Annotated in this window: 7 protein-coding genes, 13 tRNA genes and 1 pseudogene; 18 read left to right on the top strand and 3 right to left on the bottom strand. The window is 41.4% G+C overall.

Annotated elements, in window-relative coordinates; all coding sequences use genetic code 11:
* Nucleotides 1–14: 14 nt before the first annotated feature.
* From AC4J95_RS17490 to AC4J95_RS17425, 14 genes are all read left to right on the top strand, one after another.
* A tRNA-Asn gene (locus AC4J95_RS17490) sits at nucleotides 15–88 on the top strand.
* A 51-nt stretch (nucleotides 89–139) separates the two neighbouring features.
* Nucleotides 140–228: transfer RNA gene (locus tag AC4J95_RS17485), tRNA-Ser, on the top strand.
* Between the two features lie 16 nt (nucleotides 229–244).
* Nucleotides 245–316: transfer RNA gene (locus AC4J95_RS17480), tRNA-Glu, on the top strand.
* Between the two features lie 16 nt (nucleotides 317–332).
* Nucleotides 333–405, top strand: a tRNA-Val gene (locus tag AC4J95_RS17475).
* A gap of 3 nt (nucleotides 406–408) precedes the next feature.
* A tRNA-Asp gene (locus AC4J95_RS17470) sits at nucleotides 409–484 on the top strand.
* Nucleotides 485–516: 32 nt separating this feature from the next.
* A tRNA-Phe gene (locus AC4J95_RS17465) sits at nucleotides 517–592 on the top strand.
* Nucleotide 593: 1 nt separating this feature from the next.
* Nucleotides 594–674 (top strand) — tRNA-Tyr (locus AC4J95_RS17460).
* 8 nt (nucleotides 675–682) lie between these two features.
* Nucleotides 683–753: transfer RNA gene (locus AC4J95_RS17455), tRNA-Trp, on the top strand.
* A gap of 13 nt (nucleotides 754–766) precedes the next feature.
* A tRNA-His gene (locus AC4J95_RS17450) sits at nucleotides 767–839 on the top strand.
* Nucleotides 840–850: 11 nt separating this feature from the next.
* Nucleotides 851–922: transfer RNA gene (locus AC4J95_RS17445), tRNA-Gln, on the top strand.
* Nucleotides 923–991: 69 nt separating this feature from the next.
* Nucleotides 992–1,062 (top strand) — tRNA-Cys (locus AC4J95_RS17440).
* Between the two features lie 24 nt (nucleotides 1,063–1,086).
* Nucleotides 1,087–1,170, top strand: a tRNA-Leu gene (locus AC4J95_RS17435).
* 58 nt (nucleotides 1,171–1,228) lie between these two features.
* Nucleotides 1,229–1,301, top strand: a tRNA-His gene (locus AC4J95_RS17430).
* 139 nt (nucleotides 1,302–1,440) lie between these two features.
* A complete protein-coding gene (locus AC4J95_RS17425; protein ID WP_494550948.1) occupies nucleotides 1,441–1,944 on the top strand; it encodes a cysteine hydrolase family protein in 504 nt (167 codons plus the stop codon).
* Between the two features lie 309 nt (nucleotides 1,945–2,253).
* Here AC4J95_RS17425 and AC4J95_RS17420 read toward each other — a convergent pair whose 3' ends face one another.
* The 3 genes from AC4J95_RS17420 to AC4J95_RS17410 all read right to left on the bottom strand — a co-directional run bounded on the left by AC4J95_RS17420 (nucleotide 2,254) and on the right by AC4J95_RS17410 (nucleotide 5,451).
* Nucleotides 2,254–3,420, bottom strand: a complete 1,167-nt coding sequence (locus AC4J95_RS17420) for an RtcB family protein (protein WP_494550947.1) — start codon at nucleotides 3,418–3,420, stop codon at nucleotides 2,254–2,256.
* A 619-nt stretch (nucleotides 3,421–4,039) separates the two neighbouring features.
* Nucleotides 4,040–4,453, bottom strand: a complete 414-nt coding sequence (locus tag AC4J95_RS17415) for a GNAT family N-acetyltransferase (protein WP_494550946.1) — start codon at nucleotides 4,451–4,453, stop codon at nucleotides 4,040–4,042.
* Between the two features lie 155 nt (nucleotides 4,454–4,608).
* On the bottom strand, nucleotides 4,609–5,451 hold the full coding sequence (locus AC4J95_RS17410) for a MerR family transcriptional regulator (protein ID WP_494550945.1): 843 nt from the start codon (nucleotides 5,449–5,451) through the stop codon (nucleotides 4,609–4,611).
* A gap of 78 nt (nucleotides 5,452–5,529) precedes the next feature.
* Here AC4J95_RS17410 and AC4J95_RS17405 point away from each other — a divergent pair.
* The 4 genes and pseudogenes from AC4J95_RS17405 to ilvD all read left to right on the top strand — a co-directional run.
* Nucleotides 5,530–6,962 (top strand): annotated as a pseudogene (locus AC4J95_RS17405) (ABC transporter ATP-binding protein); the annotation flags it as partial.
* Nucleotides 6,963–7,274 carry a hypothetical protein gene (locus tag AC4J95_RS17400; protein ID WP_494550950.1) on the top strand — a complete coding sequence of 104 codons (312 nt, stop codon included), beginning with the start codon at nucleotides 6,963–6,965 and terminating at the stop codon, nucleotides 7,272–7,274.
* Nucleotides 7,255–9,060: an ABC transporter ATP-binding protein gene (locus AC4J95_RS17395; RefSeq protein ID WP_494550944.1), complete on the top strand. Its 1,806-nt coding sequence runs from the start codon at nucleotides 7,255–7,257 to the stop codon at nucleotides 9,058–9,060. Before AC4J95_RS17400 ends, AC4J95_RS17395 begins: the two co-directional genes overlap by 20 nt.
* Nucleotides 9,061–9,404: 344 nt before the next feature.
* Nucleotides 9,405–11,087 (top strand): dihydroxy-acid dehydratase, encoded by a 1,683-nt coding sequence (gene ilvD, locus AC4J95_RS17390; protein WP_316402861.1) that lies wholly within the window; start codon nucleotides 9,405–9,407, stop codon nucleotides 11,085–11,087.
* Nucleotides 11,088–11,092: the final 5 nt, after the last annotated feature.

The raw sequence follows: 11,092 nt of genomic DNA, 5'->3' as shown, positions 1-11,092 counted from the left end.
ACGCTGATTATTCTTCCGGCATAGCTCAGTTGGTAGTAGCGCATGACTGTTAATCATGATGTCGTAGGTTCGAGTCCTACTGCCGGAGTTTCTCGAGAGAGAATAAACATAGAGTATTGGGCCTTTGTGCTCCTATCTTGGAGAGTTGTCCGAGTGGCCGAAGGAGCATGATTGGAAATCATGTAGGCGGGTATTCCTGTCTCAAGGGTTCGAATCCCTTACTCTCCGTAACATCTTTTTTACTGGCCCGTTGGTCAAGCGGTTAAGACACCGCCCTTTCACGGCGGTAACACGGGTTCGAGTCCCGTACGGGTCATTTAATTAAATAATATGGGGGTTTAGCTCAGCTGGGAGAGCATCTGCCTTACAAGCAGAGGGTCAGCGGTTCGAACCCGTTAACCCCCATTCGGTTCCGTGGTGTAGGGGTTAACATGCCTGCCTGTCACGCAGGAGATCGCGGGTTCAAATCCCGTCGGGACCGCCATTTTAATTAAAAACTTTAGACTATTATAATATGGCGCGGTAGCTCAGTTGGTAGAGCAACGGATTGAAGCTCCGTGTGTCGGCAGTTCGATTCTGTCCCGCGCCACCATGGAGGAGTAGCGAAGTGGCTAAACGCGACGGACTGTAAATCCGTTCCTTAGGGTTCAGTGGTTCGAATCCACTCTCCTCCATTTGTTTCAGGGGCATAGTTTAAAGGTAGAACAGCGGTCTCCAAAACCGTTAGTGTGGGTTCAATTCCTGCTGCCCCTGTTTTCTTAATATGGCGATCGTGGCGAAGTGGTTAACGCACCGGATTGTGGCTCCGGCACTCGTGGGTTCGATTCCCATCGTTCGCCCTTGTAATTATTGGGGTATAGCCAAGCGGTAAGGCAAGGGACTTTGACTCCCTCATGCGTTGGTTCGAATCCAGCTACCCCAGTTTTCTTGGAAAAGTATCAAGAAACTTTCTTGAAAAATACTTGTTCTAAGAAGAAAACAATAGTATAATGGCGGTATAGCCAAGTGGTAAGGCAGAGGTCTGCAAAACCTTCATCACCGGTTCAAATCCGGTTACCGCCTTAGTACTAGAATATTTATTGACATGCCGGCGTGGCGGAATTGGCAGACGCGCTGGACTCAAAATCCAGTGCCCTCACGGGCGTGCCGGTTCGACCCCGGCCGCCGGTATAAAGAGCTAAGATGTTATTTCATCTTAGTTTTTTATTTGAAATTAAATAGCACCATGGCGATCGTGGCGAAGTGGTTAACGCACCGGATTGTGGCTCCGGCACTCGTGGGTTCGATTCCCATCGTTCGCCCTAGTAGGACTCAGCAGAGATGTTGGGTCTTTTTTTTGAATAGAATTGGGTTCTATCGTGGTTACGAGATTGACTCTCCGGTAATGAGAGGGTTTAGAATAGATGTATCGAAAAGAATTTGCTTCTGGGAGAGGATTGAATGGGAAAGAAATTGCTGCTAGTTTTAGATGGGCAAGTAGGGGTATTGAATAGAACTATTTACAGGAAAACTGAAATTATTTCAACTATAAATTCAGTTGTTGAATCATTTCAAAAGGCTCAGCAGCCGATTATCTTCACTAGACATACGAATAAGACTTCGTTAGCCGTTGAAGCAAAATCATGGACACTTGATTCAAGTATTCAGCGTCCTGATTCTGCAATTATCTTTAATAAGAAGAGAAGCAATATTTTTACAGAGCCTGATTTCGTAGAATTGTTAAAGAAACTTGAAATACAGGAGATATATGTTTGCGGATTTGTCACTAATGGCTGTGTTCAGGCTGCTTGTTTAGAAAGCAAATCAAGGGGATTTAAAACCTCACTATTAAAAGATGCCCATAGTACTTTTGTGAAGAACGCATGGACTGTAATCGAGGCATGGAACTTAAAATTGGCAGAAGCTGGTGTTGAAGTAATGGCTGCTTGTGAGGTAAGTGATTAAGTAGCAGGGAAATAAGTTGTTAATAATAGAAGCAATTTGTATTCCACCTGACGATTATGAAATAGGAACTTTTTTGTTCAACAGGAGGCTATATGGAAGGAGAGAGTTTCATCCAGCAGGAAGACGTATTATTGATGCCAATCAAGCCGAATTTTTGCCGAGAGATTTCCAATTGATTCAACAGTTTTAGAAGGAATGGGAAATGGCTGTGATTGGGTAAGAGTACTTTAGTATCGGCTTCATTCTTAGGTTAACCACTTGAAAAATAAAGACGATGGAGAATCATTTTGATTTTCCATCGTCTTCTGTTTAGCTTTTGAAATTATACAATGGCTTAATAATTTCTTTTACATCCATTGTTTCGTGTAGATTCGTTAGCAACTGTTTCTTTGATTTATACGCTTTGGGTGCTTCATCTAGCGTACGTTTAGAAACAGAGGTCGTCCAAACGTGGCGCATCATATGCTGATAATTTTCCAGACTAATCGATACTCGGGCTTGTGAGCGGCTCATTGTACGACCTGCTCCATGAGGACCGGATTGATTCCACTCATCATTGCCTTTTCCGATACCAATAATGGAACCGTCCTTCATGTTTAAGGGAACGATCATTTTTTCGCCTGATCGGGCAGAAGCAGCCCCTTTGCGTAAAATCATGTGCTCCAGATCGATATAATTATGAGGACTGTCGAAGCTTTCGATGATATATTTTTCCCACTTCATAGCTTTTAGGATTGTCCGTGCCATGCTCTGCCGATTGTATGCCGCATATTGTTGAGCGATTTTCATATCTGATAGGTAGTTAATCAGATCTTGCTCAGACACGTACGACAATTCATAAGGTATTTTTATTTCTTCTCGTTGTTGAACCAGCTGTTCCTCTTCATCTGGATCATTCGTCGTCTTTGCTTGCAGCTTTAGTTCTTGCCGCCTTTGTGTCAACTTCTGATAGGCAATTTCCTGGTGGTATTCAGCAATTTCCTTACCTAACACACGGCTACCGCTATGAATGACCAGATAGTAACCGTCACTTCCTTCATTCACTTCAATGAAGTGATTACCGCCACCTAATGTTCCCAAACTGCGCAGTGCCCACCCGCGGTGAATCGGAGCCTGCACATTTTCTAAGGGAAAAGCGTATTGAGGTTTCCCGTGCGAATGGTGACCACTAGGAATTCGATTACGAATTGTACGATCCAACTTATCAAAATTCAATTTGACACCTTTTCTGATCTTTGTCACATTGAGTCCGCAGCCAATGTCTACACCGACAAGATTAGGGACTACTTTATCCTTAATTGTCATAGTTGTACCAATCACGCAGCTAGAGCCACTGTGAGTATCTGGCATAATCCGAATTTTTGCATTCTGAACAAATTTTTGATTGCAAAGAGTCATAATTTGACCGACTGTACTATCTGTCAAAATATCTGTGTACACAATTGCTGAATTATATTTTCCTTTTATCGTTAACATATTTAATCCTCTCTTTGAGGAATTAAATTATTCCTCTAGTTAATTTATTCTCTTCTCTGATTTCTCTTTTTTTCCACTCATAGGAAACACCTCCGTTAAAATTTTAAGTTAGAAATGTGCAGTTATCTTGGTAAATGGTACCCAATATCGTTTTTTAGGTCCGAAAACTATGGCTACCGCTTAATGATTGCTATCTTTTCGGCATAATTTTAATGCGTAAAAATAGCAAAAAAACTGCCAATCCACGATTGGCAGTTTGACAAATAGACTTTATTTAAGCATCTAGAGAGTCCTCGGAAAAAGACACTCTGCTCCAATAAAACAAATCAAAAAGCTCAATCAAATGTATTTGCTTATTTTTTCTGGTCTTCATCATCATACTCTCTCCCTTCATGAAATTCTTTTTTCATCCTATCATCAATACAGACAGGGTGTCAAGGCTATTTGGTTAACAGAAGCTCGATTCTATTGGAAATATGATATAAATTTGGTGATAATCTCTCTCCATTTTACCAATGCATCAAACATTGGCAAATAGTAGTTAAAAAAGGTAGTAGATAATCATTCTACAAAAGTAAGGTCAACTAATCAAACACTGGAGAAACGACTCTTTTACCGCTCAAAGTATTTTAGTGAAATAAAATCGTTTTCCGGTAAGTGGGTACTCATTTAAGGTAAATACCTCTTTGTATCCGTGCTTCTTGTAAAAAGTAGGTGCTTGAAAACCAAATGTATCCAAAAAAGCGTAGCTGCAGCCTCTTTTTTTGGCAGTCGACTCAGCTTGTTCCAGCAGCTGACTACCTATATGAGTTCCTCTATGTAGTTCATCAACCCACAAAAATTCAATCATTAGCCAATTTCCATGTGTTTCTCCAATTAAGCCACCAATCATTTTTCCCTGTTTGTCCTTTAAATAGATGCCTAATTCTTTTGAACTTTTGTCTTCAATTCTAGCTAGATTGTAGTTTATCAATCCTGTCATAATCTCTGACTTATCCTTTTCTTGAATCCTATCGGTAATTTCAAAATTCATCATAATCTCCTTATAGTAAGGTGCTATTAAACACATCAAAACAATTTCATCATTTGTTCTACAACTATTTCACTGTACCAAAATATGATTCACGAAGAAAGAATAAGCTTTTTTGATTAATATAAATGTCTCTGCAGGTTTAAAGAAACTGATAATTACTCAGAGTCTTTTTTACGCTTTACAGGTATTAGTACTTCAAATATCTGATCTTCGGGATGCTCAGAGGTGGTCTCATCTTGCCACAATAGTTCCCAAATATCGCCATTTAAAACCAATTCATTTTCCTTCAGATAACTTCTGAAACGATTATTAAAGGTATTGATATGATGGATCTCATCCTTCATAAAGCCGGATACGTAATAACCAGCCGGTCGTTTGATGACACGCTGTTTATCATAGATGTACAATCGATCCTCAGGAATCTTAACTAGCGCACGATAGGGAGCATCGTGAAAATTTTTCTCGTAAAAGGCAGAACCGTCTACCAAAAAACCGATAGGATATCCGCTAAAGAGATCGCTACTGTCTACTGAGGAATAAAACCTGCCGTAAATCTGCACGGAATCAAAGTCGTCATAGCTTTCGATCGTATCAGAGATCACGAAGGATTCGGCATCACGATAAGAATAAGTGATTGATTCTAGATCAAAGTTCTTTAAAGTCGTGTACCGTTCAATATAGCTGTCTAATGCCCCGCGAATTCCGTTTAATTTATTTATCTGTTCATCAACCTTTTGTTTCTGTCTCATAAAGCCATCAAGGACATAATCGACATTCCGATTTTTTAAGAAGATATGAATCTCATCTAAGGAAACGTCGAGATTTTTTAACAAGAGGATGACATCTAATTCAAAATACTGGTCAATTCCATAGTAGCGATAACCATTTTCACCGACCTTTGCTGGTTTAAATAGATCTATTTGGTCATAGTAAATCAGCGTACGGCGACTAATTCCAGCGTATTTTGCCATCTCGCTGATGGTCAAATATTTTTTCATAAAAAAAACTCCATTTTCTGCTTGACTGTGACGTTACGTTACAGTTTATTCTACCATAGGAGAAGGAGGGAAAAAAAGATGAGATTATTCAAAGTCTTTTTCAAAGAATATCAAATGATGTTCTTTGGCACCTTCATCTTAATGATCGTGCAAGCGGTTGGAACGTTGATGATTCCTTACTATGTTGCTGAAATTATTGATGAAGGTATTTTAACTCAGGATCAAGGAGCGATCTGGCGTAATGGTGCTTTGATGTTAGGAATTGCAGTGTTAACTGGGATTGTCTCAATTATTGCCAGCTATTTCTCAGCTATCTTAGCTGGACGTTTTGGCTATTTCTTACGGAAGCAGTTAGTTGATAAGACACAACGTTTATCAATGGCAGATATGGACGAATTTGGAACTCCGACATTATTAGCTCGGACAACCAGTGATATTACCAATATTCAGCAAATCATGATGATGGTGTTCCAGATGATTATTCCGGCGCCATTAATCTGTTTAGCTTCGATCGTTTTAACAGGAGCAATTTCATGGCGGTTTATTTGGATTCCGATCGTATCAATCGTACTCTTTTCGATCGTTTCATTGTTTGTCATTAAGAAGGCGGTTCCTCTTGCTGATGTGATGCAGCAGCGTATGGACAAAATGATGCAGATTTTACGAGAATTCTATACAGGCGTACGCGTGATTCGAGCATTTAATAAAACAAGCTTTGAAAAGAAACGGACTGACAAAACTTTTAGTAGCTACGCGGACGTGATGATTCGGGTAAATAAACTTTTCGCTGTCTTGAATCCGACCGTCAATCTTACGATGGGTCTAGGGATGACAGCTGTCTTAGCTTATGGCGGACTGTTAGTCGTTCAAGGAAGTGTACCGATCGGAAGCTTGACGGCAATCAGTGAGTACACCATCTTGAGCCTATGGTTCTTGACGATGGCGGCGATGGTAATCGTAATGATCCCTAAAGCACTGGCTTCATTAGAGCGGATTGGTGAAGTTATTGACACGCAGGAAGAAATTGTTGATGGGTCGAAAGATTCTTTTGAAATGAAACAGGATGCACCCATCGCAGTTTTTGATCATGTGGACTTTGCCTACAGTGGAGCAGAAGAAGCAGTCTTATCCAATATCAGCATCGAGATTCCAAAAGGCGTGACAGCAATCGTTGGCGGAACTGGATCAGGTAAAAGTACGATTGCAAAAGCGTTACTGCGGCTAAGGGACACAACGAAAGGCGAGATCCGCTTTCTCGGCGAGCCAATCCAAAATGTCACGCAAGAGGCTTTGAGAGCACGAATCAGTTATGTGCCGCAAAAAGCCTTCTTGTTCAGCGGAACGGTTAAGGACAACTTTCTTTTTGGAAATCCGCAGGCAACAGAAGCGGAAATGAAACAAGCGGCTAAAGTAGCTCAAGCAGAAGATTTTATCAACAACTTAGATGGAGACAATTCAATGCATTCGTCGCTCAAAAAGGCAATAACTTCTCTGGCGGACAGAAGCAGCGTTTGAGTATTGCTCGAGCATTGATCAAGTCAGCTGATTTGTATTTCTTTGATGACAGTTTTTCTGCTTTGGATTATCAGACCGATGCGAAGCTGCGAAAAGCGTTGAAAACCTATCTATCTGATGCCGCAATCGTGATCGTTGCTCAACGACTGTCAACGATCAAAGATGCTGATCAGATCATTGTTTTAGAAGAAGGAAAAATCGTTGGTAAAGGGACACACGAAGAGTTGCTTCGAACGTGTAATGTTTATCAAGAATTTGCTAAATCTCAAGGAATGGAGGGGAAGAAGCATGGGCATCAAGCAAGTTGATGAAAAAAACGTAGATACAGAAACACCAAAAGAATTTAAGAAAACCGGGATTCGTCTATTTAAACTATTAGCGGAGCAAAAGGCTCGTTTCATAATCATCATTGCCTCTGCTATTTGCTTTGCGGCTCTGATGGCTGTTACTCCCTTGATCTTAGGTTGGGGTTTGGACGCGATCATAGCGTTGGTTCGTACTCAGTCGGTTAGTTGGGACAATCTTTTTGCGGCTTTGCTTCAGCCTGTGCTCTGGCTCTTTTTAGCCTGGGGAGGCGTCTCGCTATTTTCATTGCTGCAAGAGTATACCATGGCAAGCGTGGCAGAAACGCTAACCTTACGTTTGAGAAAGACGTTGACAGAGAAATTGAATCGCTTGCCGATGAACTTTTTTGATCAATACAAAACTGGAGATATTTTAACTAGAGCAACCCTTGATTTGGATAAAGTGTCAGAAGTCCTGCAAGTCGGCTTGATGCAGATGATCTCAGCGATATTATCGATCGTCATCGGACTAGGGCTGATGATTTATTTGAGTCCATTATTAACATTGGGAATCGTAGGTATTCTTTTGATCAGCCTCTTTTTGACCAATCGGTTGGCTCATAAGAATCAGGAGTATTTCTCTGAGAATCAAGCAGCTTTAGGCGCTGTCGGCACTAAAGCGGAGGAAAACTATTCTGGAAATCTATTGATCAAATCCTACAACCGGCAAAACGAAACCGCAGATGAGTTAGATAAGCTGAATGAAGCGCAATTTCAAGCCTTCAAGAAAGCTCAATTTGTCAGCTTCGCCATCAACCCATTGATTCGACTTATTAATCAGCTAGGTTTCGTTGCAAGTGCTGTCGTCGGCGGTATCATGGTAATCAATGGTCAACTATCGATTGGGTTAGTTCAAGCTTATTTACAATATGTGAACCAAGTTTCTGAACCAATCACACAGGTTTCCTATGTGATTAATAGTTTGCAAAGCGCATTTGCGGCGTTAGAGCGAATTTTTGAGATATTAGATCAGCCGGAAGAAAAAGAAGAAGTTCTAAGTGTCGCTGTTCCAGAAAATTTGCGAGGCGAAGTAAGGTTCAAGCATGTAGCATTCGGCTACACGCCGGATCGTCTTTTAATGGAAGATGTTAATTTCAAGGTAAAGCCAAAGCAAATGGTAGCAATCGTCGGACCGACTGGAGCTGGAAAGACGACAATGATTAACCTATTGATGCGCTTCTATGAATTGACAGGTGGTCAAATCGAAGTCGATGGAAAGAATATCAATCATTTTTCACGTGCTGAGATTCGACAGAAGTTTGGTATGGTCTTGCAGGATACCTGGTTATTCGAAGGAACTGTAGCGGATAATATCGCTTATGGCAATCCCGATGCCACTAGAAAAGAAATTGTGCAGGCAGCAAAAGATGCTCAATGCCATCACTTCATTCGCACGCTGCCAAATGGCTATGACACGATTATTTCCTCCAATGGGACCCAGATCTCGCAAGGCCAGCAGCAGCTTTTAACGATTGCGCGGGCGATCCTAGCCGATCCGCAATTATTGATCTTAGATGAAGCGACATCGAGCGTGGATACTCGAACAGAAAGAATGATCCAACAGGCGATGGATCAATTGACTGCGGAGCGGACGAGCTTTGTCATCGCTCATCGGTTATCTACCATTAAAAATGCGGATTTGATCTTAGTGATGAAAGACGGCTCGATTATTGAACAGGGGAGTCATCGCAGCTTGATGAAAAAAGGCGACTTTTACGCGAATCTTTATAATAGTCAATTTGCCGGATAAGCTCGACATTCTATGTTGAGCTTATTTTTTGAATAAAAATGAACCAAAAAGTTGCTAAGTTAGAAAATATTCTGAAAATTCATTGACTTTTAATCTTATGAAATGTATAGTATAAAAAAATGATTAAGATACTATTAGAAAAATGAGGAGCCGATTTTTATGCGCAAGAGTAAATACAATAATTTCGATGGCATCGTCTTATTAATTATTGAGTCTAGGACTTAGAACGCGGAAGAAGTTTTAACCGTTTGTTTGAGTCCTGTTTGCGTTACAAATGGGGTTCTTGCAAGAGCATCCCATTTATTGATGGGATGCTCTTTTTTTGAAAGTAGGGAGATGTGAACATGAGAAGTGATCAGATTAAAAAAGGAATTGATGCAGCACCCGCCAGAAGCTTATTATATGCGACTGGCCAAGTAAAAAATATCCATGATATGGATAAACCGTTCATTGCTATTTGTAATTCTTATATTGATATTGTACCAGGACACGTCCACCTGCGAGAACTGGCTGATGTGGCAAAAGAGGCAATTCGTGAAGCCGGCGGTATTCCTTTCGAGTTTAATACGATTGGAGTAGATGACGGGATTGCGATGGGACATATCGGTATGCGCTATTCTTTACCAAGTCGTGAACTGATTGCCGATGCAGCAGAGACAGTGATCAATGCCCATTGGTTTGACGGTGTTTTCTACATTCCTAACTGTGACAAGATCACACCGGGGATGATTATGGCGGCTGTTCGGACGAATGTTCCTTCAATCTTTTGTTCAGGCGGTCCGATGAAAGCAGGGATCGATCCACTCGGTCATCAAACAACACTTTCTTCGATGTTTGAAGCTGTTGGTACCTTCAAAGAAGGGAAAATGACCAAAGAAGACTTCCTATTCATGGAGCAAAACGCTTGTCCAACCTGTGGTTCCTGTGCGGGTATGTTTACGGCAAATTCCATGAACTGCTTGCTGGAAATGCTAGGGCTAGCTTTACCGGGGAACGGTACAGTCTTAGCAGTTTCTGATGAACGGCGTGAATTGGTTCGTGAATCAGCGAAACATTTAATGAATCTTGTGAAAAAACAAATTAAACCTCGTGACATCGTGACAAAAGAAGCAATTGATGATGCTTTTGCCTTAGATATGGCGATGGGCGGATCGACGAATACCGTGCTCCATACATTGGCGATCGCCAACGAAGCGGAGATTGATTATGATCAATCGGATATCAATGAGATTGCCAAAAGAGTTCCTTATTTATCTAAAATCGCTCCTTCTTCCAGTTATTCAATGCATGATGTGCATCAAGCAGGAGGCGTACCAGCGATTATCAATGAGCTAGTTTCAATTGATGGGGCAATCCATTCTGACCGAATCACCGTTACGGGCAAGACATTACGTGAAAATGTCGCTTCAGCTAAGATCATGAATGAAGAAGTGATTCATCCCAAAACAGCACCTTACAGTCCAGTGGGAGGACTCTCCATTCTTTATGGAAATATTGCACCGGAGGGCAGTGTTATCAAAGTCGGCGGTGTTGATCCAAGTATCAAAGTCTTTAAGGGTAAAGCAATTTGCTTTGGCTCTCACGATGAAGCGGTTGAAGCAATCGATAACCATACCGTCACTAAAGGCCATGTGGTAGTTATTCGCTACGAAGGACCAAAAGGCGGACCGGGGATGCCAGAAATGCTGGCACCAACGTCAAGTATCGTAGGTCGCGGTTTAGGCAAAGATGTTGCACTGATTACAGATGGACGTTTCTCCGGTGCGACTCGTGGCATTGCGGTTGGGCATATTTCACCAGAAGCAGCTGCCGGTGGACCAATTGCTTTAGTTCAAGATGGCGATGAAATTACGATTGACTTAACAAATCGCACATTGAATGTAGCTGTTTCAGAAGAAGAATTAGCAAAACGAAAAGAAGGACTAACGAAATTCCAGCCGAAAGTCAAAAAAGGTTGGTTAGCACGTTACTCAGCAATGGTAACCTCAGCACATACCGGTGGTGTAATGAAACTACCTGAAGAATAGGGGGA

It is taken from the genome of Enterococcus sp. GPZ-007, assembly GCF_059374735.1.
The sequence above is the reverse complement of the archived record's forward strand: the minus strand, read 5'-3'. Positions and strand labels throughout refer to the sequence as shown.

Bases quoted from the DNA above. Each gene is read 5' to 3' on its own strand.
- ilvD (WP_316402861.1), top strand. From the start codon at position 9,405: ATGAGAAGTGATCAGATTAAAAAAGGAATTGATGCAGCACCCGCCAGA.
- AC4J95_RS17415 (WP_494550946.1), bottom strand. From the start codon at position 4,453: ATGAATTTTGAAATTACCGATAGGATTCAAGAAAAGGATAAGTCAGAG.
- AC4J95_RS17420 (WP_494550947.1), bottom strand. From the start codon at position 3,420: ATGTTAACGATAAAAGGAAAATATAATTCAGCAATTGTGTACACAGAT.
- AC4J95_RS17425 (WP_494550948.1), top strand. From the start codon at position 1,441: ATGGGAAAGAAATTGCTGCTAGTTTTAGATGGGCAAGTAGGGGTATTG.
- AC4J95_RS17395 (WP_494550944.1), top strand. From the start codon at position 7,255: ATGGGCATCAAGCAAGTTGATGAAAAAAACGTAGATACAGAAACACCA.
- AC4J95_RS17410 (WP_494550945.1), bottom strand. From the start codon at position 5,451: ATGAAAAAATATTTGACCATCAGCGAGATGGCAAAATACGCTGGAATT.